Origin of the sequence: Bradyrhizobium algeriense (genome assembly GCF_003062295.1) — a bacterium.
GTDB lineage: Bacteria > Pseudomonadota > Alphaproteobacteria > Rhizobiales > Xanthobacteraceae > Bradyrhizobium > Bradyrhizobium algeriense.
The window spans coordinates 15,740-42,683 of record NZ_PYCN01000027.1; the positions used below are offsets into that span (position 1 = coordinate 15,740).

The following is a 26,944-nucleotide window of genomic DNA, read 5'->3' on the forward strand; positions in this document are numbered from 1 at the left end:
TGCGAACGCAGGGACCCATAACCACTGGACATTGTGGTTACGGGCAGATTATCCGGCACTATTGTCTTAACGAGAGGCCGCGGAGTATGGGTCCCTGCGTTCGCAGGGACGACGGATAGAGCTTTACCCGCCGGCCCACACATCCAGCACGTAACGGTTCTTGGTTCCGAGATCGTCGATCCAGCGCAGGCCGGCTTCGGCGTCGTCGCCGGACTTTTCGCGGTAGATCGCAACCAGCGCGGCCTTGACGTCCGGCTCCATCTTGCTTCCGTCGCCGCAGACATAGACGATCGCGCCCTGCTCGATCAGGCTCCACACGCGCTCCTTCTGCGCCGCCACCTGATGCTGCACATAGGTCTTCGGCCCGTCGGCGCGCGAGAACGCGGTGTGCAGCTCGGCGATGCCGTCGGCGGCAAAGGCTTTCAATTCATCGGCGTAGAGAAAATCCTGTTCGGGATGCCGGCAGCCGAAGAACAGCATCGCCGGTCCCAGTTTTGCGCCTTGCGCCTTGCGGTGCGCACGCTCCTGCAGGAAGCCGCGGAAGGGCGCCAGCCCAGTGCCGGGGCCGATCATGATCACGGGTTGGGCCGGATCATCGGGCAAGCGGAAGCCGGCCTTGGTCTCGCGCAACGTGGCATGCACGCTGTCGCCGACGCGGCGGCCGGAGAGATAGTTCGAGCAGACGCCCTTGTAGACGCCGCGCCCCGAACTGGCGGGCGCTTCCACGACGCCAACGGTGACACTGCAGCGCGCCGGGTCGATGGAAGGCGACGACGAGATCGAATAATAGCGCGGCGCCAGCAGCGACAGCATTTCCAGATAGGCGTGGAACGGCAGTTCGCAGGCCGGATGTTCCTCCAGCAGATCGAACACCGATTTGCGCCGGGCCAGCACGTCCGAGCGGTAACGCTCTGCAGACGCGTCATCGTCGCCGACATAGGCGAGCAGTTTTGGCTTGGTGACGGGACAGCGCGTGTGTTCCGACATGATCTGGATCTGCTTGCGGGTCGCGATCTGCTGCAACTCCACGAATTCGGTCAGCAATCGCCCGACCGACACGGCATCGCCCACCGGCAATTGCGCGCGGCGGCCTTCCGCGACCTGCAGCCGGATCTGGTCGGCCGGCAGGAAGCCGAAGCGGCGCGCAACGGAATCGACCAGCGCGGGGTCGTTGCGCGGAACGACGCTGAGATGGTCGCCGACGCGATAGGTGATGCCGGGCGGCAATTGCACCTCGACATGACGGGTCGACCGGTCGGAACCATTAGCGCCCGTCTTGTTCTGCAGCTCGGAATTGACCAGCACCTTCATCGGCGCAACGCCACCCTGCGTAACGAGCGCGTTCACGGCCGAGGGCGCCACCGGCTCGATCGAATAGAGCGGCGCGTCGTCGGCGCTGCGGGCGAAGCTGGAATCGACGCCCAGTTCCTTCATCGCCGCGGGCGCTGCTTTCGCGAACCATTTCTCGAACTGGCCGTCGAGGTCGCTGCGGGCGTCGCCTTCGCCGCGAGCAAAGAGGCTGCGCGCACCATGTGCCGCCAACTGCTCGTCGATCATCCGCGGTACGGATTGATAGGTTGCCGCCCAGTCGCTGTTGCCGCAGCCGAACACGGCGTAACGCACCTTGGCGAGCGCATCCTTCGGCAGGCCGCTGTCCAGCCATTTGACGAACTGCGTGGCGTTATCAGGCGCTGCGCCATTATAGGAGGCGCAGAAGATCATGAGCGCGCCCTGCTCCGGCAGTTTGCCGACATAATCGTCGAGCGCTCCGAGTTTTGTAGCAAAGCCGTTGACCTCGGCGAGGTCAGCTACCCGCGTCGCCAGTTCTTCCGCCGTGCCGAGGTTGGAGCCATAGAGCACCAACAGCGGCGTGTTGTGTCCGGGGCGAGTCCGCGCCTGCGGCGCCGCGGCGCTCGCGGCAGCCGCCGCAGCGGCGGCACGACCGACGAAGGCGCTGCGGTCCTTGTCGGCGCGCGGGCGCACCTTGATCTTGAAGCCGTCGGGCTTGATCGTCAGCGTTTCCTTCAGATGCATCTGGTAGCGATGCACATCGAGCAGCTTGAAGCGCTGCAGGATCATGCCGATCGCCAGCGCCGCTTCATGCATCGCAAAGCCGCGGCCGATGCAGGCGCGCTGGCCGTTGCCGAACGGCTTCCAGGCGTTGATCGGGCGCTTGGCCTCGGCCTCGCGGCTGAAATTCTCGGGATCGAAGGCGTCCGGGTTCGGACCCCAGACGCTGGGATCGCGGTGCAGCGCCATCACCAGCACCGTGACAAAGGTATTCTTCTTCAGTCTGTACTTGCCGCCAATCGTCTCGTCCTGCAGCGGCGCGATGCCGTAGGCCGGCGCCGGCGGCCACAGCCGCAGCGCCTCCTTCAATATCTGCGTGATGTAGGTGAGCTGCGTGACCTGCTGATAGGTCGGCTTCGCATCGATATCCGGACCGAGCACCCGGTCGACTTCCTCGTAAGCCTTCTTGAGCACTTCCGGGTGCTTGAGCAGCGCATAGATCGTGCACGACAGAAGTCCGCTGGTAGTCTCGTGGCCCGCGATCAGGAATGTGTTGATCTGGTAACGGATGTTAACGTCGTCGAGTTGCTCGCCGGTGGCACGGTCGACGCCGGTCATCATGGCGCCGAGCATGTCCTTCTTGGCATCAGTGGCTTCCGCATTGCTGCGGCGCTCGGCGATGATCTCGTCGACCATCTTGTTCATGAAGAGGACGTCCTGGGCGAGCGTCTTGCGCCGCTTCTGCAGCCACAGGCCTTCCAGCGGCAGGCCGCGGGTCATCATGATGGTCTCGAGCGATCGCACCAGCGATTCCACGAACGGGTGATAGTCGCGGCGGTAGAACGAATTGAAGCGGTAGTCGAAGCCGCACAGACCGATGGTGTCGAGCGTCAGCGCCGTCATGTCGTGGACGACGTCGATCTCCTCGTCGCCGTTGAGCCGCTCCCATTTCTTCACGAGCTGCTCGGCGATATCGACCATGCTCGGATGATAGGACGTCATCGCGCGGTTGCCGAACGGCTGCAGCAGGATGTTGTGCGCCTTGCTCCAGTTCGGCTCACTGGTGTCTGCGGTGAACAGGCCGTCGCCGCCGACGGCGCGAACACGTCGCAGCGAGCCGCGCACCGCCTTGTCGAAGCGCTTCTCATCCGAGAGCTCGTCGATGAGATCGTGGCCGCCAACGATGACGAGCGGCGCGCCCATCATGTCGAGCCAGAAGATCGGCCCCAGTTCCTTGGTCAGCCGCACCAGGTGCTGCACCGGCGCGTTAGGATCCAGCGACAGCATATTGCCGACAACGGGCTTCTTCGGCGGATGCGGTATCGGGTTCAGCTTGTTGGTCGATGGCATCTTGGTAGTGTCTCCTGCCCTGTCTCATCCCCGCGCCGTCATTCCGGGATGGTCCGAAGGACCAGACCCGGAATCTCGAGATTCTCCGATGTGCAATTGCACATCGTAGTTCGATGCTTCGCATCGCCCCGGAATGACTGCGCAAGTCGCTTCGATCCTCGCAATGAAGATGCGTTAGCTTTCTATCCGAATCTTCGTTTACGCCATTCGATCAGCTTGCCGCTGACCTCGTCCGGCTTTTCCTGCTGCGTCCAATGGCCACTGCCGCGCACGAGATATTTTTCCAGATCAGGGACGAGCTTCTCCATGCCGTCGGCGGCCGATGGCGGCAGCACCGCGTCGTTCTCGGCCATGATCATCAGCGACGGCACGCGCACCGTATGGTCTAAACCTTCCGAGCGCTGCCAATTGCGCGAAAAGTTGCGGTACCAGTTGATGCCGCCGGTAAAGCCGGTCTTCGTGAAAGTATCGACGAACACCTTCTTTTCCTCGGCCGACAGGATCGGCGTGCGCGGATCGTGCTTGGCATCGTAATTCGCGATCATCTGCGGAAACGCAAGATTGACCCGCGGCGACGCGCCGATGCCGGCAATCGGCTGTTCCTCCGGCGTACCCTCGGGGCGCGTCACCGGCTTGCGCATGAACGCATCAAAGGTCTGCTCGACGCGGCTTCCGAAAATCCTGTCAGGCTCGCGGCCGGGGTCCTGGAATTGCACGATGTACATCTTGTCGCCGAAGCGCTGGCGAAACAGCTCAATCGGATCGGCCGGGGCGCGATCCCAGTGCGGCGTGTTGACCCCCACGACACCTGCAACGCGGGAAAGGTGCCGCAGCGGCATCTGCCAGACGATGAAGCCGCCCCAGTCGTGGCCGACGAAGATCGCCTTGTCGATCTTGAGATGGTCGAGCAAGCCGACGAGATCGCCGGTCAGATGCTCCATGTCATAGGCCTCGACCGGCTCGGGCCGGTCGGTCGCGCCATAGCCGCGCTGGTCCGGTGCAATCACGCGGATGCCGGCCTCGCTCAAGGCCTTGATCTGGTGACGCCACGAGAACGCAATCTCCGGCCAGCCATGGCACAGGATGAGCGGCGGCTGGTCGGACTTCGGCCCCGCCTCATAATAGCCCATGCGAATACCGTTCACCTGGGCGAACTGCAGCGGCGGCATTTCAATCATCGTCAAACCCTATTCAGCCGCTCTGGTCATGCTCGGCGGCGGCGCGAACGCCTCCTCCAGCGCTTCAAATTCGACCGGCAGCATGTCGCACATGACCTGGACATGGGGAATGATGTTGGCGCCGGCGATGAAGCCAAAATCGAGCTGGTCGCGGTAGCTCTGCACGGTGATGTTGAGCGCGATCCCGTGGGTCGCGATCGATACCGGGAAGATGTGCAGCAATTCCGCGCCCGCTGCGTAAAGCGTCTGCCGCGGCCCCGGTACGTTGGACACGGTGATGTTGGCCGATGGCGGCAACACGTTCGACAGGTCCGAGCGGCTGTAGAGCAGCGCCATGATCTGCACCAGGATCGGCGCACCAAGCATCGAGACGTTGGAGACTTGCGGCATGAAGGCCCGCAATGGATGCGACATCTCCTTGGACTTGGTGGACTGCGCGATGATCGCCTCCAGCCGTTCCTTCGGGTCCTCGATATTGGTGGCGATCGAGCAGATCATGCCGAACACCTGGTTATTGGCCTCGGTGTTGCCCTCCTCGCGCAGCGAGATCGGCACAGCTGCCGTCATCGACTTGGCCGGCAAGGCGCCACGCTCCAACAGATAGCGTCGGACCACACCCGAAGACAGCGCCAGCACCACGTCGTTAAGCTTGCCGCCGGATGCCTTGGCGACCGCCTTGGCCCGCGACAGCGAGATCGAGGTGCCGGCAAAGCTGCGCTCCGACGAAATCGCCTTGTTCAAAATAGTCGACGGCGAAACCATGCTGGCGATGCTGTCGCGCGACTTCGGATCGGAGATCTTGCCGACCACGTCGGAGACGCTCTTGAGCATCGCCGGAATGCTGCCGGCGAATTTCACCGCGCTCTCGATCTGGAACATGGCGTTGTCGAACAGGATCGATCCGAGATCGCTCTTGCCCGAGCGCGGCAGGTCGAGGGTTTTGGGCGTCGATGAGCCGTCGAAAGGCTGGCGCCAGAGCTGCTGGTAGGAATCGATCAGGTTGGCGGCGATGTCGCGCGGCTCATTGCCACCCTTGGCCTGCGGGATCGGTTGCTCGACCACGCGCGGCACCGGGGTGACATCGTAGATCATGTTGGTCAGCGCCGCGCCCGCGCCGCCGTCGATGCAGGCGTGATGCATCTTGGAATAAAGCCCGATCTCGTTATCCTTCATGCCCTCGAAGACATAGAACTCCCAAAGCGGCCGGGCGCGGTTGAGGAGCTTGGCATGCATCCAGCCGACGATGCGCTCGAGCGTGGCGCGGTCATACGGCGCCGGCAGGCTGCCGCGGAAGATGTGACGGTCGATGTCGAACTGGTCGTCCTCGACCCAGGACGGATGATCGATGTCGAGCGGGGCCTTTTCCAGACGGGCTTTGAGGATCGGCGCGATGTGCAGCCGCGAGGCGATCATCGCCTTGAAGTCCTCGAAGAAGTTGCCGTTGTAGTTCTCCGGCAGGCGGAAGATCGCCATGCTCCCGACATGCATCGGCATCTCGGGCGTTTCCAGATACAGAAACGACGCGTCCATCGAAGACAGCTTCTTGGCGTCCGCCATATTTTCCTCCCGCAGTAGAAAACGCGGCGCCTTGGTGGCGCTTCTGGCGTCTAGAATGTCTTTGTTATTGGAGCATATCCGAAAACCTCTCACCATCCTGCATCAATTGCCGGGCGGGACCTTTCGGGATCATGCCCTTGGCTCAGGGCGTTGGCTCAGGATTGTGCATTTTCAGGTGGGCCGTAGGCAATGGCAAATGGCCCTGATCGGTCAAAATGCTTAAATTCCCCCTCGGGCTGCGCCAGCCGGTCGGCCACCGCCCATAATGCTGCGGGGTTGACGCCGAGCCCGATATGGCTGGCGAAGTACACCTCGATGTTTTCGGCGGTCTCAGAAGGACGCAGCAGGCTGGTGTGCCAGTTCACGATGCCGTCGGTACGGGAATAGATCGAGGTCGCCGGCACCGGCAGGTCACCGGCGATCGCCTTGCGGATTTCCAGATTGTCGTCGACCGCCTCCCCCGACAGCGCCTCGTAGAGCCGCGTAGCATTAGTCGCCCTGATGTCCTTGGCAAACGGACTGCCGAGCGTGATCACGGCGCGCACCATGTCCGGCATCTGCAGGGCGAGATCGCGCGCATAGACGCCGCCGAGACTCCAGCCGATCAGGCTGACCTTGCGGCCGGTCTGGTCGTGAATGCGCCGCAGAAGATCGCGCAACGCAACGCGCTTGGAAGCGACGCCACCGAGATTGCGGCCCATGTTCCACGCATGGGTGTCGTAGCCAAGTTCTTTCAGGTAACGCCGCATCGGCGCCATCGAGAGATCGCTGGCGAGAAAGCCCGGCAGCGCCAGCACCGGATGCCCGTCGCCCTTCGGCGCGCGCAACAATAACGGCGACAGCAAGAGGCTCGAATTCAATTCGAACAGGCCCCTCACCTCGGCCAGCATCAGAAAGAGGCTCGGCGGCTGAAGCCGTTGCTCGCCCGTCGCTGCGCCGCCTTCCGCGATGGCCACTATTACTTGTCCTTCTTGCCCATGCCGCCGAGGCCGGCCATGGTCACGAACATATCCTGGAACCGCTCGGCGATTTTGGGATCGAACGTGAACCAGCTCTGGATCAGCGATTCCGGCGAAACCTTTTCGATATTGGCCATCACCTGCTGCTGCATCTTGTCCATCACGGCGTTCTGCATCGGCGAGACGTCGGGCAACCCGAAGAACTGCCTGGCCTCCAGCGGTGTGCAATCGATTTCGACGTTAACTTTCATGACCGCTCCTTTTGCTGGCTTGTGACAGTATCGCCACGATGGCCTGCGTCGCGCAAGGACAAGACCTCGCCTCCACCCCCGTCAATCGTCCGGTATGGTCAACCAAAGCGTTCGACGGCAAAAGGCCGGACGTCGGCAAAGGGGGTCTCGCCGGTCATCATTTCGGCCAGCAGGCGGCCGGTTGCGGGTCCGAGCGTCAGGCCGTGGTGCTGGTGGCCGAAATCGAACCATAGCCCGTCATGGCGGGGGGCCTTGCCGATCACCGGCAACATATCGGGCAAGCAGGGGCGCGCGCCCTTCCAGGGCGCGGCGTCGACCGGCGCACCCAGCGGGAACAATTTATGCGCCCGCGGCAGCGCCCGCTCGACCTGGACCGGCGTCGGCGGCGCATCGCGGTGGGCAAACTCCGCGCCGGTGGTCAGGCGGATGCCGCGGTTCATCGGCGCCAAGAGATAGCCGAGATCGGTGTCCAGCACGGGATGGTTCAAAACCGCATTGCCGCGCGGCTCGAGGTGCAAATGGTAACCACGCTTGACCTGAAGCGGGATCGAATAGCCGAGCGGCGCAAAAATCTGATCGGACCACGGCCCCATCGCCACGACGACGTCGCGCGCGGTGATCGTGCCTTCGAGCGTCGCCACCCGCCACCGTCCGCCGGATTGTTCGAGCGTTCGTGCGTCGCCGACAAGGTATCGCCCGCCCTTGCGGCCGAACAGCGCCGAATAGGCTTTGGCCAGGCCGCCGGGATCCGGCACGAAGCCCGGCGCCGGAAAATGGATCGCGCCGCTGAAATCGCCGGTCAGATGCGGCTCGCGCGCCATAATCGCCGCCGTGTCCAGGATCTCGCCCTCGACCCCATACTGCCTGGCACGCTCCAGATCCCCCACCGCGCCCGCAAGCGTCGCCTCGGAGCGAAACAGCTTGATCCAGCCGGTCCGCCGCAACAGCTCCGGCACATTGGCTTCCGCGATCAGCGCTTCATGCTCGATCAGGCTGCGCTGGATCAGCGGCAGCTCGGCCATCGCACTGTGCAGTGCACGCTCCGGTGATGAGGCGAGGAAATACCGTGTCAGCCACGGCAGGAAAGCCGGCAAATCCCTGAAGTGGTAACGCACCTGCGGCGCACGCAGGAACGCGTAGCGCAGGATCTGGCCGAGATCACGCGGAAACATGTAAGGAAAGACCGAGGCGCATTCGATCAATCCGCCATTGCCGTGACTGGTTTCCTCGCCGGCAACCTCGTGCCGGTCGATCAGAACCACGTTCCGGCCGCGCTTCTGCAGGTGCAAGGCGGCGCTCACGCCGACCATGCCCGCACCCAGGACGAGTACGTCGGCCTTCAGTTCCGCCATCCAGGCACTCCGAAAGTTCAATGTAACGTGCTTGCGCGCGCACGGCTTATGGTGAAACTAGTCAATACTGCACCGCCGCGCAAACCGGCACGCGGTGCGGGATAATGATGCTTGCGCGGTGGCTGGACTCTGGCAACATGGCTCGGCAATATCCGCCGCCAGTCGCGGAAATGGCTGATCAAAAGCGGGGAAATCGAACAGATGTCGGTACGTCGGAGTTTGTTTGCAGCGGCCACGGCTTCAATCATCGCGCTCACAATGGCGCCGGCATCGGCCCAGACCCTGCGCTACGCCAACCAGGGCGACCTCAAATCGCTCGACCCCTACACGCTGAACGAGAGCACGACGCACGCCCATCTCGGACACGTCTTCGAAGGCCTGGTGGCCCGCGACAGGGATTTGAAAATCATACCCGCCTTGGCGGAGAGCTGGGAAACGCCGGAGCCGACCCGCTGGCGGTTCCATTTGCGCAAGGGCGTAAAATTCCAGAACGGCGATCCCTTCACCGCCGATGATGTGGTTTTCTCGGCGGATCGCGTCCGCAAAAAAGGCTCGAACCTGCAGACCCGCATTCCCACCGACGCCAAGGTCGTCAAGGTCGACGACTACACGGTGGACTTCGTCCTGACCTCGCCAAATCCCATTCTCAACTCGCAATGGGATACCTGGTACATCATGAGCAAGAAATGGGCCGAGGCGAACAATTCGGTCGACCCGACGCCCGCGGCGGCTACGACACCGAGCTTTGCCTCGCTTAACGCCAACGGCACCGGCCCCTTCAGCGTCGAGAGCCATCAGCCCGGCGTGAAGACGGTGTACAAGGCCAATCCGAACTGGTGGCGCAAGCCCGAACATAATCTCAAGGAAATCATCTTCACGCCGATCGGCTCGGACGCGACGCGCGTGGCCGCCCTGCTCTCGGGCGAAGTCGACGTCATCGAGCCGGTTCCGATCCAGGACATCACGCGGGTCGATTCCAGCGCCAACGCCCAGGTGCTGAAGGGACCGGAACTTCGCACCATCTTCCTCGGCATGGATCAGACGCGCGACGAGCTGCTCTATTCCAACGTCAAGGGCAAGAACCCGTTCAAGGACGTCAAGGTGCGTGAGGCCTTCTTCAAGGCCGTCGATATCGAACTGATCAAGACCCGCGTCATGCGCGGCCTGTCGACACCCTCGGCGCTGATGATCGCGCCGCAATTGTTCAAGCTGTCCGGTGACTTCACGCGACCGAAACTCGATCCCGACGGCGCCAAGAAGCTTCTGACCGAAGCCGGTTATCCCGATGGCTTCGAAGTCACGATGGACTGCCCGAACGACCGCTACGTCAACGACGCCGGGATCTGTCAAGCGGTGGTCGGCATGCTGGCCCGCATCGGCGTCAAGGTGACGCTGCTGGCCCAGCCCAAGGCGCAGTATTTCGCCAAGGTGCTGAAGCCCGGCGGCTACCAGACCTCGTTCTACCTGCTCGGCTGGACACCCGGCACGCTCGACTCCCACAACGTCCTGTTCGACATCATGGGCTGCCGTGACGATCCGAAATCCAGCCGCGGCGAGGCCAATCTCGGCGGCTACTGCAACAAGAAGCTCGACGAACTCACCGACAAGGTGCTTCAGGAATCCGACATGACCAAACGCGATCTCCTGATCAAGCAAGCGTACGAAATCGGCGCCAAGGACTTTGGATATATCCCGCTGCACCAGCAGGCGCTGGCGTGGGGCGTATCGAAGAAAGTGAAGCTGAGCCAGCGCGCCGACAACCAGGTCCTGCTCTACTGGGCGACCAAACAGGACTAGCCAGGCGTCAACAACAGGTCCCGGCGGCTTGGCGGCTTCCGGGACTTTTCTTTTCGAGGCGACCGCGACGTCCGCCGCCGCATCTAGAGCATGATCCGGAAAAGTGGGTACCGGTTTTCCGAAAAGATCATGCTCAAACAATAAGATGATCGACGAGCATGCTTCAACTCAGTTGAAGCATGCTCTAGAGAGCAGTGAAAGGAATCCATGCTCGCTTTCACTCTTCGCCGCGCTATCCAGGCCATCGGCGTCATGATCGCGGTCGGCGTCATCGCGTTCTCGATGTTCCGCTTTGCCGGCGACCCGGTCAACCAGATCGTCTCATTGGATACGCCGGCGGCCGAGCGCGAGGCGGTGCGCAAGTCGCTCGGCCTCGACGATCCCGTGCCGGTGCAGTTCGCCCGCTACTTCGCCAATGCCGCGCAATTCAAGTTCGGCGTCTCCTACCAATTCCGCCAGCCGGTTTCGAACCTGTTGATGGAGCGGATGCCGGCGACGCTGGAACTGGCCGCCTGCGCCACCGTTTTCGCCATGGTGTTCGGCATCCTGATGGGGGTCTATTCGGCGCTGCGGCGTGACACCATTCTCACAAAATTCTTCCAGGCGGTGTCGCTGATCGGAATCTCGCTGCCGACCTTCCTGATCGGCATTCTCCTGATCTATCTGTTCTCGGTGACGCTGGGCTGGCTGCCCTCGTTCGGACGCGGCGACGTGGTGCGGATCGGCTGGTGGACGACAGGCCTGCTGACCTTTTCCGGCCTCAAGGCGCTGATCATGCCATCGGTCACGCTGGGGCTGTTCCAGATGACCCTGATCATGCGGCTGGTGCGCGCCGAAATGCTCGAGGTGCTCCGCACCGATTACATCCGCTTCGCCCGCGCCCGCGGCCTGACGACACGCGCCATCCATTTCGGCCACGCGCTGAAGAACACGCTGGTTCCCGTCATCACCGTGGCAGGGCTGCAGTTTGGCTCGGTAATTGCATTTGCCATCATCACCGAAACCGTCTTCCAGTGGCCGGGTATGGGATTGTTGTTCGTGCAGGCCGTGCAAAACGTCGATATCCCAATTATGGCCGCTTATCTGCTGATGGTGTCGCTGATCTTCGTCACTATCAATCTGGTGGTCGACATCCTCTACACGATCGTCGATCCGCGCCTGCGCTCGACCATCAGCCGTCCGGCCTAAAGCGAGACATCCAATGTCCGATGCCGTGGTGCCCCACCGAGTAGAGCCGAGCGCGGAGCGGACGCGCGCCGGCACGGGCTGGATCAAGCGCGCGCTCGACAGCGATATTTTCTATTCGTTCCGCCGCTCGCGAATGACCATGGTGGCGGCTGCCGTCACCGTCCTGTTCTTTCTGCTGGCGCTCTTCGCATCGCAGCTCGCGGTGCAGAACCCCTTCGATCCGGCGCAGCTTCAATTGATGAATTCGCGGATCTCGCCGCTGTGGACCGCCGACGGCCAGAGCCCGTTCCTGCTCGGCACTGACGAGCAGGGCCGCGACGTATTTTCAGCTATTCTCTACGGCTTGCGGATCTCGCTCGTGGTCGGCGTGCTCGGCGTCATCTTTGCCGGGACGCTCGGCATCACGCTTGGCCTGATCGCGGGCTATGTCGGCGGCGCGGTCGACGGCTTGATCATGCGCATCGCCGACGTGCAGCTCACCTTCCCCGCGATCCTGATCGCGCTACTCGTCAACGGCGTCGCCAAGTCCGTATTCGGCAACCGGCTGGACGCCATGAGTACGCTGGCGGTGCTGGTGGTCGCGATCGGCTTAAGTTTCTGGGTGCAGTATGCCCGCACCGTGCGCGGCTCGGTCATGGTCGAGAAGAGCAAGGATTACGTCGCGGCAGCCCAACTGATCGGCCTGCCCGCGCCCAAGATCATGCTGCGGCATGTGCTGCCCAACACGATGGGCCCCATCCTTGTCATCGCCACCATCAACCTCGCGCTCGCCGTCATCACCGAGGCGACGCTGTCGTTCCTGGGCGCCGGCATGCCCGACACCATGCCCTCGCTCGGCACCCTGATCCGGATCGGCAACAACTATCTGTTCGCCGGCGAATGGTGGATCGTCGCCTTCCCCGGCATAGCGCTGGCGGGACTGATCCTCTCCATCAACCTGCTCGGCGACTGGCTGCGCGACGCGCTCAATCCAAAGCTCCGATGACCGTTCCTGTCCTTTCCGTGCGTAACCTCGAGGTGGAATTCCTCACCCGCCGCAGCGCGCTGCGCGCGATCAACGGGGTGTCGTTCGACATCGCCAAGGGTGAAGTGCTCGGCGTGGTCGGCGAGTCCGGCGCCGGCAAATCGGTCACGGGGCTTGCCGTCATCGGGCTGATCGATCCGCCCGGCCGCATCGCAGGCGGCGAGATCTACCTGTCGGGAACGCGAATCGACCATCTGCCACCGGAAGAAATCCGCCGCATCCGCGGAAAACGGATCGGCATGATCTTTCAGGATCCGCTGACCAGCCTCAATCCGCTCTACCGGATCGGCGACCAGATCGTCGAGACGATCCGGACCCACCTGAATCTGTCGGAGACCGCGGCGCGCAAGCGCGCCATCGACCTGTTGGCCGAAGTCGGTATCCCCGCGCCGGAAAAACGCATCGACGCCTATCCGCACGAATTCTCCGGCGGCATGCGCCAGCGTGTCGTGATCGCGCTGGCGATCTGCGCCGAACCCGAATTGATCATCGCCGACGAGCCGACTACCGCGCTCGACGTTTCCGTGCAGGCGCAGATCATTTCGCTGATCAAACGCCTCGGGCGCGATCACGGCACGGCGGTGATGCTGGTTACCCACGACATGGGCGTGATCGCCGAGACCTCCGACCGCGTCGCGGTGATGTATTCCGGACGTATCGCCGAGATCGGCCCGGTGCAGGACGTGGTGCAGAACCCGCTGCATCCCTACGCGAAGGGATTGATGGGCGCGATCCCCACGCTGGCCGGCGAGGACAAGCGACTGGTGCAAATTCCCGGCTCGATGCCGCGGCTGTCGGCGATCCCGCCGGGCTGCTCGTTCAATCCGCGCTGCGCCTTTGCGTTCGACCGTTGCCGCGTCGAACGGCCGGAACCGCTCAAGCACGGCTCGCATGCGGTGGCCTGCCATCTCTTCGATACCGCGCCAGGCGAAACCGCGAAGGAGACCGCGGCATGACGGCCTCCTTTGTCGATGTGAGAAATCTGCGCCGCGTGTTCGACGTCTCGAAACCGTGGCTCAACCGTGTCCTCGAGGGCGGCCATCTGGAATTTTTGAAGGCCGTCGACGGCGTGACCTTCGATATCAAAAAGGGCGAAACTTTTGCGCTCGTCGGCGAGTCCGGCTCGGGCAAGACCACTGTGGCGCGGATGGTGGTGGGATTGCTGCCGCCGAGTTCGGGCGAGGTCGTGATCGACGGCGTGTCGATGACGAATGCGAGGCAGGCACAGGCGCGGCAGCGGCTCCGCCGCCGCATCCAGATGATTTTTCAGGACCCCTATGCGAGCCTCAATCCGCGTTTTCGTGTCGATGCTATCGTCTCCGAACCGATCCGCGCCTTCGACCTGATCCAGGGCGAGCGCGATATCCGAACGCGCGTCGGTGAATTGTTGAGCGTCGTCGGCCTGCATCCCGACGACGGGTTAAAATATCCGCACGAATTCTCCGGCGGCCAGCGCCAGCGCATCGCGATCGCGCGCGCACTGGCGTCGGAGGCAGAATTCATCGTCTGCGACGAGCCGACCTCGGCGCTGGATGTTTCCGTTCAGGCGCAGATCCTCAACCTGATGCGCGACCTGCAGGACAAGTTCGGCCTGACCTATCTCTTCATCAGCCACAACCTCGCCGTGGTCCGCCATATGGCGACCCGGATCGGCGTGATGTATCTCGGCCGTATCGTCGAGATTGCGGAAGGGCGCGAGCTGTTCGCCAATCCCAAAATGCCTTACACCAAGATGCTGCTGGGGGCGGTTCCGGATCTCGCGATGTCCGGCCGCCAGCGGATCCCGGTCAAGGGCGAAATCCCCAATCCGATCGATCCGCCGCCCGGCTGCGCCTTCAACCCGCGCTGCCCGCTGGCGTTCGATCTCTGCCGGAAGGAAGCGCCGGCCCTGATCGACGGCGTCGCCTGCCATGCCGTCAACCATCCGGTTGAGACCACGGCCTTGGTATGATCACCGGGATGGGTGCAATGCGTGGCATCCCAGCGGTTGGCATCCAGCCTTGCCTGTGGTCAAGTGCGCCCGCATCAAGATACCAGCACCGCATCGGACTCCCATGAGCAACATCAATCCCGATCCGTTCACCACAAGGCCGGAAATCGAAGGCACCTTTGGCGTGGTCACCTCGACGCACTGGATCGCCACCGCCGTCGGCATGGGTATCCTGGAAAAAGGCGGCAACGCCTTCGACGCCGGTGTCGCCACCGCCTTCACGCTGCAGGTGGTGGAGCCGCATCTGAACGGTCCGGGCGGCGACGTGCCCATCATTGTGCATGACACCAAGCGCGGCCGTACCGAGGTGATCTGCGGCCAAGGCCCCGCACCTGCCAAGGCCACCATCGCGCATTACAAGAGCGAAGGCCTGGAAATGGTGCCCGGCACCGGGCTTCTCGCCGCCTGCGTGCCCGGCACGTTCGAATCCTGGATGCTGCTGCTTCGCGACTACGGCACGATGCGGCTGCGCGACGTGCTGGAGCCTGCGATCGCCTATGCGCGCGACGGCTATCCGCTGGTCGAGCGCGCATCCGCGACTATCCAGATCGTCGAGAAATTGTTTCGCAATCACTGGACGACGTCGGCCGCGGTCTATCTGCCGAATAATGAAGTGCCGCGGCCCGGCACGCTATTCACCAACAAAAAACTCTCGGAAACCTACGCCCGCATTCTGAAAGAGGCCGAAAGCGCCGGCTCCGATCGCGTCGCGCAGATCGAACGCGCGCGCAAATCCTGGTCGCACGGCTTCGTGGCGGAAGCGATCGACAAGTTCTGCCGCACCCAGGAAGTGATGGATGTCAGCGGCTCGCCACATCGCGGCGTGCTTTCGGCCGACGACATGGCGCGCTGGCAGCCGACGGTCGAGGCGCCGCTGACCTACGACTACGGCCGCTACACCGTCTGCAAGCCCGGCGTCTGGAGCCAGGGCCCTGTGATGCTGCAGCAGCTGGCGCTGCTGAAGGGCTTTGAGCTCGACGGGCTCGATCCCGCCGGCCCCGAATTCATCCATCTGCAGATCGAATGCGCGAAACTCGCGTTCGCCGACCGCGAGAAGTTTTATGGCGACCCGAAATTCACCGAAATTCCGATCGCGACCTTGCTGTCGGACGCCTACAACGACGAACGCCGCAAGCTGATCTCAAGGGACAAGGCCTCGCTCGATTTCATCCCGGGCTCGGTCGAAGGTTTCGGCTCGGTCGTAAAGCTGCGCCGAGCCGAAGGCCATCGCGAGGCGGTCGGCGCCATGGGCGCGGGCGAGCCGACCGTCGGCCGCTTCGGCGAGGTGCGCGGCGATACCGTGCATTTCGACATCATCGATCAGGCCGGCAACATGGTTTCGGCGACCCCGTCCGGCGGCTGGCTGCAATCCTCGCCGGTCATTCCGGAACTTGGCTTCTGCCTCGGCAGCCGCGCTCAGATGTTCTGGCTGGAGGAAGATCACCCGGCCGCACTCGCGCCCGGCAAGCGCCCACGGACCACGCTCTCGCCGACCATGTGCTATCGCGACGGCGAGCCGTACATGGCCTGGGGATCGCCGGGCGGCGACCAGCAGGATCAATGGACCACGCAGTTCTTCCTGCGGCATGTGCACGCCAAACTGAATCTGCAGGAAGCGATCGACGCGCCGGCTTGGCACTCCGAACATTTCCCGATCTCGTTCTGGCCACGCACCGCGCGCCCCGGCGTGCTGGTGGTCGAGAACCGCGTGCCGAAGGCGACCGTCGATACCCTGAAGGGCCGCGGCCACGTCGTCGAGATTGGCCCCGACTGGTCGGAAGGCCGCCTGACTGCAGCCTCAAAAGTTGGCCGCCGCCGCCGCGCCGCCGCCAATCCCAGGGGCATGCAGGGCTACGCGGCCGGACGATAGTTAGAGAAGAGACAAGATGACCTGGTCGATCATCGCCCGCGATTCGCTCACCGGCCAAATCGGTATTGCCGTTGCGACCAGATTTTTCGCGGTGGGCGCGCGTGTGCCGCATATCGCTCCCGGCATCGGCGGCGTCGCCACGCAGGCGCTGGTCAATCCCTATTACGGCATCGACGGCGTAAAGCTGCTGCGCGAAGGGCGCGAGCCCCGCGAGGTGGTGGACACGCTGATTGCCGCCGACGACGGCCGCGAGGCCCGGCAGCTTCATGTCGTGGATATCATGGGCCGGATCGCCGCGCATACGGGCAGCGAATGCGTCGACTGGTGCGGTCATATTCAGGGTGACGGCTTTTCGCTTGCCGGCAACATGCTGGCTGGCGCCGCCGTGCTCGACGATACCGCGCAGGCCTTTATCGCCAATGCCAGCCTGCCCTTTGCGCAGCGGCTGATCGTGGCCATGAAGGCCGGCGAAGCCGCCGGGGGCGACAAGCGCGGCAAGCAATCGGCCGCGCTGGTGATCCAGGGCGAGGAGGAATGGTCCGATCTCGACCTGCGCGTCGACGACCATACCGATCCGCTTGCCGAACTCGAGCGGTTGGAACAGGTCAGCCGCGAGCGCTGGGTGCATTTTCGTCAATTCATGCCGACGCGGAGAAATCCTGCCGGGATCACCGACCGCGCCGTGATAGACGCCACCATCGAAGCGGCGTTGGAGGGCAAGGCATGACGGCAGCTCCGCTGATCGAAATCGAGGGCCTGCGCGTGGTGTTCCACGGCGACGACGGCCGCACCACGCACGCGGTCGACAGCGTCGATCTCAGCGTGGCCAACGGCGCCACGCTGGGTCTGGTCGGTGAATCCGGCTGCGGCAAGAGCGTAACCTCGCTCGCCATCATGGGGCTGCTGTCGAAACATTCCGCCGAGGTCTCCGGCTCGATCCGCTTCGACGGCTTCGATCTGCTGGAAGTGCCCGACCAAACCCTGCGCGACCTGCGCGGCAACCGGCTGGCGATGATCTTCCAGGAGCCGATGACCTCGCTCAATCCGAGCTTCACCATCGGAGACCAGATCATCGAGACGATCCTGCGCCATCGCGGTGGTTCGCGGGGACGGGCGCGCGAGCGCGCCATCGAGCTGCTGCGCCGCGTCCACATCCCCTCGCCCGACAAGCGGATCGACGAGTATCCGCACAAGCTCTCCGGCGGCATGCGCCAGCGCGTGATGATCGCGATGGCGCTGGCCTGCGATCCCCGCCTTTTGATCGCCGACGAGCCGACCACCGCGCTTGACGTCACCTTGCAAGCGCAAATCCTCGACCTGATGCGCGAATTGAAGGCCGCCAGCGGCGCTGCAATCATCCTGATCACCCACGATCTCGGCGTGGTCGCCGAGGTCTGCGACGAGGTCGCAGTGATGTATGCCGGCGAGATCGTCGAGCGCGCACCGGTCGATGAGCTTTTCGCCAATCCGCAGCACCCCTACACTGTCGGCCTGCTCGGCTCGATCCCGCGGCTCGACCGCCGAGCCGCACATCTGGCGACCATCGAAGGCATGGTGCCCAACATGGCGAACCCGCCGCCCGGGTGCCGTTTTTCTGCGCGCTGTCCGTTCGTCATTGAAGCCTGCATCGCAGCGCCGCCACCATTGGCCATCGTGGGCATAGGCCACGCCTCACGCTGCATCCGTGCACCGCTGGAGCAATTGGTGTCATGACCGCCCTGCTCGAAGTAGAAGGCCTGGTGAAGCATTTCGTTGCCGCGCGTTCGGTGTTTGGCCGGCCCACCGCCCATGTCAGAGCAGTCGACGGCGTCAGCTTCACCGTCGAGGCCGGCAAGACGCTGGCGCTGGTCGGCGAATCCGGCTGCGGGAAGTCTACGGTGAGCCGGCTGGTGTTGCGGCTGATCGAACCCGACGCCGGTCGGGTCCGTTTCGAGGGCAGCGATCTCCTGGCACTGGACGCCGATGAACTGCGCAACTTCCGCCGCGACGCGCAGATCATTTTCCAGGACCCCTACGCCTCGCTCAATCCGCGCATGACGGTCAGCCAGATCCTGACCGAGCCGCTGGTGCTGCACGATCTGGTGCCGGCCCCGCGCCGCCGCGAACGGGTTGGAGAATTGCTGCGCCTGGTCGGGCTGGAGCCGCGTTTTGCGCGGCGTTATCCGCACGAGTTTTCCGGCGGCCAGCGCCAGCGCATTGCGATTGCACGCGCGCTGGCGGTGGAGCCGAAACTGATCATCTGCGACGAGCCGGTATCCGCGCTCGACGTCTCGATCCGCTCGCAGATCCTCAATCTCTTGCGCGACCTGCAGGACCGGCTCGGCCTCGCCTACATCTTCGTCAGCCATGACCTTGCCGTGGTGAAGCACATCGCCGACCGGGTCGCGGTGATGAATCTCGGCGTGATCGTCGAGACCGCGGATGCGCAGGCGCTGTTCGCAGCTCCCCGGCACCCCTACAGCCGGGCCCTTCTGTCGGCGATTCCGGTGCCCAAACCGCGGGCAAAGCGCAGCCGAATTGTGCTGCAAGGAGAGATGCCGAGTGCCCTCGACCCACCGGCCGGCTGCCGCTTTCACACGCGCTGTCCTTACACGATCGACCGGTGCCGAATTGAAGTGCCGCAACTGCTCGCGGATGATGCAGGACACGCCACAGCCTGCCACCGCACGGCGGAATTGCCGCCACCGGAGACGGTCATGGCGATGGACAGCGGCTTTTCTCCCGCCCTGGAAAAATTGGTGGCCGCCTTCAGCAAAGGCACGGAAGCTGCAAGGCCCGGCGGGGTTGATATGGTCGGGACCACAACAACAGTGAGTTAATGGAAATGGCGTCGTCGGTGATTAAATTCTCGCGTTTGGCATTTGCCGCAGCCGCGTTGCTGGTGTCGTCGGAGGCGGTCGTGCATGCCCAGAGCACGCTGCGCATCGGCATTGCCCAGGATCCGGACGTCCTGGACCCGTCAATCAGCCGCACCTATGTCGGCCGCATCGTGTTCGCGGCATTTTGCGACAAGCTGTTCGATATCGATGAAAAGCTCAATATCGTGCCGCAACTGGCGCTGTCACACGAGACTTCCGCCGACGGCAAGGAAATGACGATCAAGCTGCGGCCCGGCGTCAAATTCCATGATGGTGAGCCCTTCAATGCCGAAGCCGCCAAGTTTTCGATCGAACGTCACCTGACGCTGCCGACCTCATTCCGGAAACCGGAACTGGCGACCGTCGACCATGTCGATGTCGTCGATCCCCTGACGATCAAGCTCGTGCTGAAATCGCCGTTTGCACCGCTGATCGCACAGCTCACCGACCGTGCCGGGATGATGATGTCGCCGAAGGCCGCCAAGGAGCAAGGCGACAAGTTTGGACAGCATCCGGTCTGCGCCGGACCCTATAAATTCGTCGAGCGCGTGCAGCAGGATCGCATGGTGTTCGAAAAGTTTGCCGACTACTGGAACAAGGACAACATCTTCATCGATCGCGTGGTGTTTCTGCCGATCGTCGATTCGACGGTGCGGCTCGCCAACCTGAAATCAGGCGGCCTTGACTTGATCGAACGCGTCCTGGCGACCGACATCAAGGCCGTTCGCGCCGACAGCAAGCTGAAATTGTCTACAGCGCCGGCGATCGGCTACATGGGTCTCACCATCAATGTGGCCAACGACAAGAACAAGGGCGCGCTCAGTCAGTCCGTCAAGGTGCGACAGGCGCTCGATCTCTCGATCGACCGCGAGGCACTCAATCAGGTCGTGTTCAACGGCGAGTTCTTCCCCGGCAATCAATGGGTCAGCCCCGATCATCCTTATTATCAAAAGGCATTTCCGGTCAAACCTCGCGACGTCACCAAGGCGAAGGCCTTGTTGAAGGAAGCTGGTGTAAGCCTCCCGGTCACTGTCGATCTCATGGTACCACTGGGCGCAGAGAACGAGGCCGTTGCGCAGGTCCTGCAATCGATGGCATCGGAAGTGGGCATCGACCTGAAGATCCGGACCATCGAGTTCGCGACCTCGTTCAAGCAAGCCCAGGCCGGAGAATTTCAAGCCTTCCTCATCCCGTGGAGCGGACGAATCGACCCGGACGGCAACGCCTATGTATTTTTGCATAGTAAGGCGCCGCAGAACGACGGCGGCTATTCCAACCCGGAAGCCGATAAAGCGCTCGAAGACGCCCGTCTCGTGACCGACCAGGCACAGCGCATGGCGATTTACGAGAAACTGACCAAGGTCGTTCTGAACGACGAGCCGTTGCTCTATCTTTATCATCCCAAGCTCCTGATCGCGCATACCACCAAGCTCGAGGGCTACAGGCAGATGCCGGACGGGCTCGTGCGAGTGGTTGGACTGAAACTGAAGTGAGGGCCGCGCTCTCCCTCTCGTGTCCCGGATGCATTGCCGCGCATAAGCGATGCAATGCCAGGCCGGGACCCACCGTGGGACATGGGTCCCGGTTCTGCGGCGCAACGATGCACCGCTGCGCTGCGCCCGGGACACGGATGAAACCATGCTGAACTTCCTCGGCCAGCGCATCCTGCAGCTGATCCCGACATTGTTCTTCGTGTCGGTCCTGATCTTCTCGCTTCAGCATCTGCTGCCCGGGGATCCCGCCCTGGTGATGGCCGGCGAGGAGCGCGATCCCGCCGTCATCCAGCAAATTCGCGAGCAATACAGACTCGATCAACCGATCCCGATCCAATATGCCTATTGGGTCAAAGGCGTATTGTCGGGCGATCTCGGTGAGTCCCTGCGCATCAAGGTGCCCGTGCTGCAGTTGATCGCGCAGAAACTGCCTGTGACGATGCAAGTCGCGTCGATGGCGATCGTGATCGCCTTCCTGATCGGCATTCCCGCAGGCATCGTCTCCGCGGTAAAGAAAGGCACGGGGTGGGACTATGGCGCCAACCTGTTCGCGCTGTGGGGCATCTCGACGCCGAACTTCTGGCTCGGCATCATGCTGATCTTCCTGTTCTCGGTTGAACTCGGCTGGCTGCCGGCGTCGGGCTACGTGCCGCTGACCGAGAACTGGCGCGCCAGCCTCGCCTCCACCATCATGCCGGCCTTCGTGCTGGGCAATGCGATTGCCGCGATCCTGATGCGACATACCCGCAGTGCCATGCTGCAGGTGCTCGAAAGCGACTACGTCCGCACCGCCCGCGCCAAGGGGCTTTCCGAGCGCTCCGTCATTCTCAAGCACGCCATGCGCAACGCGCTGACGCCGGTCATTACGCTGGGCGCGCTCGAACTGGGCACGCTGCTGTCCGGCGCGGTGCTGACCGAGCAGATTTTTTCGATTCCAGGCTTCGGCAAGCTGATCGTCGATGCCGTCTTCAATCGCGACTACGCGGTCGTGCAGGGCGTCGTGCTGACGACGGCAACAATTTACATCACGCTCAATCTTATCGCCGATATCGCCTACATCCTCGTCAATCCACGGTTGAGGGCTTAGGCCATGACCGACGCGACAATCGGCGCGATCAAGCTGACCGCTTCCGACGAACAGGAGAGCCCGGCGCGACGCGCGCTGCGCCGGCTGTTCAAGCGCAAGGGCGCGGTGGTAGGTCTCGCCGTGATTGCGACCTTCGCCCTGCTCGCTTTGCTGGCGCCGCTGGTCGTGCCTTATGATCCGATCGCAACCAGTTGGTCGCTGGTTCGCAAGCCGCCGTCTGCCCTGCACTGGTTCGGCACTGATGAACTCGGGCGCGACATTCTCGCCCGCGTGGTCTATGGCGCGCGGGCTTCGCTGCTCGCGGGCGCGATCTCGGTCGGGATCGCGCTTTCGATCGGCGTGCCGCTCGGCCTGTTGTCGGGCTATCGCGGCGGCTTCATCGACGCCCTGATCAGCCGCATCACGGACGCGATGTTGGCCTGCCCGTTCCTGATCCTCGCGATTGCACTGGCCGCGTTTCTGGGGCCGAGCCTCGGCAATGCCATGATCGCGATCGGCATCTCGGCGACGCCGATCTTCGTGCGGCTCACGCGCGGCCAGGTGATGAGCGTCAAGGTCGAGGACTATGTCGAGGCCGCGCGCGCCATGGGTAATCCGCGGTGGCGCATCGCGCTGTTTCATATCCTTCCCAACATCATGCCGGCGCTATTGGTGCAGGCGACACTGTCGATCGCTGCGGCCATCATTGCGGAGGCCGCGCTGTCCTTCCTCGGCCTCGGCCAGCAGCCCCCGGCCCCGTCCTGGGGCAGCATGCTGAACGCCGCGCAGCGCTTTCTCACCAACGCGCCCTGGATGGCGGTCTGGCCGGGACTGGCGATCTTCCTCGTGGTGCTCTCGTTCAACCTGGTCGGCGACGGCCTGCGCGACGCGCTGGATCCAAGGGAAAGGTAGGCGCCGGCAGAGCCGTCATTGCGAGTGCAGCGAAGCAATCCATGGCACCGCAAGGAAGGTGGATTGCTTCGTCGCTTCGCTCCTCGCAATGACAAGCAATTCACCTAACCGCCGCTAAACCACCACTTCCCGCATCACTCTCCGACAATCCATCTCATACTCAAGATCGATCACCGGCGGCCGGGCAAAATGCCAGGTCAGCCCCGAACGCGCGGCGCCACGGCGAACGAGCGCATCGGCAAAGACATGGTGGAAATCGTGGATGGTGTAGGTCTGCGTCGCCGTCGCATCCTTCCAGCCGAACCCGAATTCGCCCATGCGCCGCTCCATCACGCTGGCGACATAACGGACCTTCTCCGCAATGCCCTCGGGGCTGATGTCACGGTAGCGCACCGTGCGCTCCGCATAGCTCGCGTTGCCTTCCTGCGACTCGCCACTGCCTGCGATGACGAAGCTCGGCGTCGCGCTTTGGTTCGGCCGCGTGAATGAAAAAGCATAAAACGACGGCTCGGCCGGCGGATCGATCTCCGGACAGACATTGCTGCGCGCTACCGGATTGGTTTTGCCGTCATAGACGCCCCACTCCGCCAGCGTCTTGACGTAGTGCAGGTTGAAATTGCGGAATCCTTCGTCGGTGAAGGCGGCCGGTGAACGCAGCTCGCACGCACAGAACGACGTCAGCGGCCTTCCCGCCGCCTGAATGTATTTTGCGATCTGCGCAAAGCCCTCGGCCAGCGGCACCCATTTGTCGAACCGTACCCGTTCGATTTCATAGCCGGGATTGGCCGCTACCCCGCCGGAATACTGAAACACGGCCGGAATGAAGCGGTAGTTGCCGGCTGCAAAGTCGCTCGTCATGTTGGCTCCCCTGTTTCTTTCTTCCTAGCATGCATGATCCCGCGGCGTCGCCGGTCGCATGACTGCCGGTACAAAAAAGCGGCGGCAGCGATTTCCGCTGCCGCCGCTCGCGATTATTCGCGGGCTTGAGAGCTCAGGTCGGCTTGAGCGCCGTCTTCCCGAGATCGAAATCGGCAATCTCCTTGGTCCGCTCCGAGTCGGCTCTGGCCTGGTGGTCGGTAGCGAGCCAGACATAAACCGCCGGAAGCACGAACAGCGTGAACAGCGTACCGATCGACATGCCGGAGACCACGACGAGACCGATCGAGAAGCGGCTCGCCGCACCTGCCCCGGTCGCGGTCAATAGCGGAATCAAACCGGTGACCATCGCCGCCGTCGTCATCAGGATCGGACGCAGCCGGATGCGGGCCGCCATCTCGATCGCCGAACGCTTGTCGAGGCCTTCCTTGAGTTGCAATTCGTTAGCGAACTCGACCATCAGGATGCCGTGCTTGGTGATGAGGCCGACCAGCGTCAACAACCCGACCTGGGTATAGATGTTGATGGTGGCCATGCCGAAGAACAGCGGGATCAGCGCACCGACGATCGCCATGGGAACGCTGATCATGATCACCAGCGGATCCCACAAGCTCTCGAACTGGGCCGCCAGCACCAGGAAGATGATGATCAGCGCGAAGCCGAAGGTGATCGCTAGCTGATTGCCTTCCTGCACATATTGGCGGGAATCGGCCAGATAATCGTGGCCGAAACCGGCGGGCAACTTTTTCGCCTCGCCCTCCAGGAAGTCTACCGCCTGCCCGACGGTCACGCCCGGCATCGGCACCGCCTGGAAGGTCGCGGAATTGAGCTGGTTGTAATGCGTCAGCGAGTTCGGATCGGTGGCGGTCTCGATCGACACGATGGTCGACAGCGGAACCAACTGCCCGGTGCTGGTCGGGACATAGTAACCGCCGAGCGATTCCGGCGACAGCCGCATGCCGCGCGGCACCTGCGGAATCACCTGATAGGACCGTCCTTCGAGATTGAAGCGGTTGACGTAATTGCCGCCCAGCAGCGTCTGCAGCGTGGCACCGACCTGCGCCATGTTGATGCCGAGATCGCTGGCCTTGGAACGGTCGACGGAGACGCGCACCACCGGCTGATTGAAATCGAGGTCAGAGTCGGACACGATGAACAAGCCGCTCTTGCGTGCAGCGTCCTTCAGCTTGGCCATCTGCTCGTAGACGGTCTGGAAGCCGGAGGTCGAGTTGATCACCATCTGCACCGGCAAACCGCCCGGCCCGCCCGGAAGCGGCGGCAGGTTGAACGCAAACGCCTGGACGCCTTCAATCTTGGCGATCTCCGCCTGCACCAGCGGCTTCAGCTTGATCGAGGAACGCTCGCGCTCGTCCCACGGCTTCAACAGCATGCCGGCAATGCCGCCCTGCGGCCCGTTGATGCCGTTCAGGACGAAGCGCAGGTCGGTTTCGGGGAATTTGGCGAACGCCTTGTCGAGCTTCTCGCCGTAGAAGTCGACATAATCGATGTTGGCGTATTTCGGCGCCTTGGTCACCGAGAACACGATGCCCTGATCCTCTTCGGGAGCGAGCTCCTTGGCCGTGTTCATATAGAGGAATCCCACCAGGCCGAGGATCGTCAGCGCGAACACGCCGGTGATCGGACGATAGTCGAGCGAGCGGTCGAGCTGACGGCCGTACCAGCGCGTCATCGCGCCGAACACGCGGTTCACGAGCCTGGCGAACCGCCCCTCGTCGGCACTCTTCAATAAGACCGAGCACATCATCGGCGACAGCGTCAGCGCGATCACGCCCGATACGATCACCGAGCCCGCCAGCGTGAAGGCGAATTCGCGGAACAGCGAACCAGTCAGGCCGCCGAGGAAGCCGATCGGCGCGTACACGGCAGCGAGTGTAATCGTCATCGAGATCACGGGGCCGACGATTTCGCGCGCGCCCTGCAGTGACGCCTGCACCGGCGTTTTTCCTTCCTCCAGATGGCGATGGATGTTCTCCACCACCACGATGGCGTCGTCGACCACGAGTCCGATCGCCAGCACCATCGCCAGCAACGTCAGCAGGTTGAAAGTGAAACCCATCATCAGCATCAGGCTGCAGACGCCGATCAGCGACAGCGGAATCGTGACCACGGGGATGATGACGGAGCGGAACGAGGCCAGGAACAGGAAGATCACGACTACGACGATCAACACGGCCTCGATCAGCGTGTTCTTCACCTCGTCGATCGATGACTGAATGAACTTGGTGGAATCGTAAGCCACCTTCATCTTCATCGATGGCGGCAGGTTGCGTTCGAGCTCCGGAAACAGCGCGCGCACGCCCTTGACCAGCGTCAGCGGGTTGCCTTGCGGCGTCGCCTGCACGCCGATGAAGATCGCGCGCTCGCCGCTGAACGCGACGCTCGCATCCGAGCTTTGGGCGGCAAGTTCGACGGTTGCAATATCCTCGATCCGCACGAAGCCGCCGTCCTTGGACTTGACGATCATCTTCTTGAACTGCTCGAGGTTCCGCAGGTCGGTGTTGGTCTGAATGTTCGAGACAATGAAATAGCCCTTGGACTGACCTGCCGCGGCCTGGAAGTTGTTGGCGGCGATCGCCGCCGAGACGTCGCTTGGCGATACGCCGCGGCCTGCCATCCGCACTGGATCGAGCCACAGCCGCATCGCAAACGTTTGCCCGCCGAGAATGTCTGCCGACGCCACGCCGTCGACCGTCGACAATACGGGCTGGACGACGCGCGTGAGGTAGTCCGAGATCGCAGACCCCGAGAGCTCGTCGCTGGAGAATCCGAGATACATCACGGCCGTGGTCTGGCCGGTCGTCTTGGTCACGATCGGGTCGTTCGATTCCTTCGGGATCAGGTATCTGACCGAGTTCACCTTGGCGAGAACTTCGGTGAGCGCCTGGTTCGGATCGAAGTTCAGCTTGACGTAGACCTGGATCGTGCTGGTGCCCTGCACGGACGAGGAGGTGATGTAGTCGACGCCCTCGGCGGAGGCGACCGCCTGCTCGATCGGCGTGGTGATGAAACCCTGAATCAGGTTGGCCGACGCGCCGGGATAGACGGTGGTGACATTGACCACCGTGTTCGACAGTTTCGGATATTGCCGGATCGGCAATACGCTGGCGGCCCGCAGACCAATCAGCAGGATCAGCAGGCTGACGACGACCGACAGGACCGGACGCTTGATGAAAATATCGGTTAAGGCCATCG

At 63.0% G+C, this 26,944-nt stretch carries 20 protein-coding genes; 12 read left to right on the forward strand and 8 right to left on the reverse strand.

Features of this window, described 5'->3' with window-relative positions; genetic code table 11:
• Positions 1-123: 123 nt before the first annotated feature.
• From C7G61_RS33210 to C7G61_RS33240, 6 genes are all read right to left on the reverse strand, one after another.
• Positions 124-3,360 carry a bifunctional cytochrome P450/NADPH--P450 reductase gene (locus C7G61_RS33210; RefSeq protein WP_108521847.1) on the reverse strand — a complete coding sequence of 1,079 codons (3,237 nt, stop codon included), beginning with the start codon at positions 3,358-3,360 and terminating at the stop codon, positions 124-126.
• Between the two features lie 182 nt (positions 3,361-3,542).
• Positions 3,543-4,538: an alpha/beta fold hydrolase gene (locus C7G61_RS33220; protein ID WP_108521849.1), complete on the reverse strand. Its 996-nt coding sequence runs from the start codon at positions 4,536-4,538 to the stop codon at positions 3,543-3,545.
• Between the two features lie 9 nt (positions 4,539-4,547).
• Positions 4,548-6,095 carry a WS/DGAT/MGAT family O-acyltransferase gene (locus C7G61_RS33225; RefSeq protein WP_108521851.1) on the reverse strand — a complete coding sequence of 516 codons (1,548 nt, stop codon included), beginning with the start codon at positions 6,093-6,095 and terminating at the stop codon, positions 4,548-4,550.
• Positions 6,096-6,250: 155 nt separating this feature from the next.
• Positions 6,251-7,045 carry an esterase/lipase family protein gene (locus C7G61_RS33230; RefSeq protein ID WP_108521973.1) on the reverse strand — a complete coding sequence of 265 codons (795 nt, stop codon included), beginning with the start codon at positions 7,043-7,045 and terminating at the stop codon, positions 6,251-6,253.
• A gap of 8 nt (positions 7,046-7,053) precedes the next feature.
• Complete coding sequence (locus C7G61_RS33235; protein WP_108521853.1) at positions 7,054-7,305, reverse strand: DUF6489 family protein; 252 nt, start codon at positions 7,303-7,305, stop codon at positions 7,054-7,056.
• Between the two features lie 98 nt (positions 7,306-7,403).
• A complete protein-coding gene (locus C7G61_RS33240; RefSeq protein ID WP_108521855.1) occupies positions 7,404-8,657 on the reverse strand; it encodes an NAD(P)/FAD-dependent oxidoreductase in 1,254 nt (417 codons plus the stop codon).
• A gap of 201 nt (positions 8,658-8,858) precedes the next feature.
• Between C7G61_RS33240 and C7G61_RS33245 the strand changes: the two genes are divergently transcribed.
• From C7G61_RS33245 to C7G61_RS33300, 12 genes are all read left to right on the forward strand, one after another.
• Positions 8,859-10,454, forward strand: a complete 1,596-nt coding sequence (locus tag C7G61_RS33245; protein ID WP_108521976.1) for an ABC transporter substrate-binding protein — start codon at positions 8,859-8,861, stop codon at positions 10,452-10,454.
• Between the two features lie 207 nt (positions 10,455-10,661).
• The gene (locus tag C7G61_RS33250; RefSeq protein WP_108521857.1) at positions 10,662-11,642 is read left to right on the forward strand and encodes an ABC transporter permease; all 981 of its coding nucleotides are present in this window, start codon (positions 10,662-10,664) and stop codon (positions 11,640-11,642) included.
• 13 nt (positions 11,643-11,655) lie between these two features.
• Positions 11,656-12,627 (forward strand): ABC transporter permease, encoded by a 972-nt coding sequence (locus tag C7G61_RS33255; RefSeq protein WP_108521859.1) that lies wholly within the window; start codon positions 11,656-11,658, stop codon positions 12,625-12,627.
• On the forward strand, positions 12,624-13,622 hold the full coding sequence (locus C7G61_RS33260; RefSeq protein ID WP_108521862.1) for an ABC transporter ATP-binding protein: 999 nt from the start codon (positions 12,624-12,626) through the stop codon (positions 13,620-13,622). Before C7G61_RS33255 ends, C7G61_RS33260 begins: the two co-directional genes overlap by 4 nt.
• Positions 13,619-14,617, forward strand: coding sequence for an ABC transporter ATP-binding protein (locus C7G61_RS33265; protein ID WP_108521865.1), 999 nt, complete (start codon positions 13,619-13,621; stop codon positions 14,615-14,617). Before C7G61_RS33260 ends, C7G61_RS33265 begins: the two co-directional genes overlap by 4 nt.
• Before the next feature lie 103 nt (positions 14,618-14,720).
• The gene (locus C7G61_RS33270) at positions 14,721-16,526 is read left to right on the forward strand and encodes a gamma-glutamyltransferase family protein (RefSeq protein ID WP_108521868.1); all 1,806 of its coding nucleotides are present in this window, start codon (positions 14,721-14,723) and stop codon (positions 16,524-16,526) included.
• Between the two features lie 16 nt (positions 16,527-16,542).
• Complete coding sequence (locus C7G61_RS33275; RefSeq protein WP_108521870.1) at positions 16,543-17,253, forward strand: DUF1028 domain-containing protein; 711 nt, start codon at positions 16,543-16,545, stop codon at positions 17,251-17,253.
• On the forward strand, positions 17,250-18,239 hold the full coding sequence (locus C7G61_RS33280; protein WP_108521872.1) for an ABC transporter ATP-binding protein: 990 nt from the start codon (positions 17,250-17,252) through the stop codon (positions 18,237-18,239). Before C7G61_RS33275 ends, C7G61_RS33280 begins: the two co-directional genes overlap by 4 nt.
• The gene (locus tag C7G61_RS33285) at positions 18,236-19,345 is read left to right on the forward strand and encodes an ABC transporter ATP-binding protein (RefSeq protein ID WP_108521874.1); all 1,110 of its coding nucleotides are present in this window, start codon (positions 18,236-18,238) and stop codon (positions 19,343-19,345) included. The genes C7G61_RS33280 and C7G61_RS33285 overlap by 4 nt, the downstream gene beginning before the upstream one ends.
• Before the next feature lie 20 nt (positions 19,346-19,365).
• The gene (locus C7G61_RS33290) at positions 19,366-20,877 is read left to right on the forward strand and encodes an ABC transporter substrate-binding protein (RefSeq protein ID WP_244608582.1); all 1,512 of its coding nucleotides are present in this window, start codon (positions 19,366-19,368) and stop codon (positions 20,875-20,877) included.
• 145 nt (positions 20,878-21,022) lie between these two features.
• Complete coding sequence (locus C7G61_RS33295) at positions 21,023-21,964, forward strand: ABC transporter permease (RefSeq protein WP_108521878.1); 942 nt, start codon at positions 21,023-21,025, stop codon at positions 21,962-21,964.
• 3 nt (positions 21,965-21,967) lie between these two features.
• Positions 21,968-22,855, forward strand: coding sequence for an ABC transporter permease (locus C7G61_RS33300; RefSeq protein WP_108521880.1), 888 nt, complete (start codon positions 21,968-21,970; stop codon positions 22,853-22,855).
• 114 nt (positions 22,856-22,969) lie between these two features.
• Here the strand turns inward: C7G61_RS33300 and cnbZ are convergent, their stop codons facing one another.
• Positions 22,970-23,713 (reverse strand): 2-amino-5-chloromuconate deaminase CnbZ, encoded by a 744-nt coding sequence (gene cnbZ, locus C7G61_RS33305; protein WP_108521882.1) that lies wholly within the window; start codon positions 23,711-23,713, stop codon positions 22,970-22,972.
• Positions 23,714-23,846: 133 nt separating this feature from the next.
• A complete protein-coding gene (locus C7G61_RS33310) occupies positions 23,847-26,942 on the reverse strand; it encodes a MexW/MexI family multidrug efflux RND transporter permease subunit (protein WP_108521885.1) in 3,096 nt (1,031 codons plus the stop codon).
• Positions 26,943-26,944: the final 2 nt, after the last annotated feature.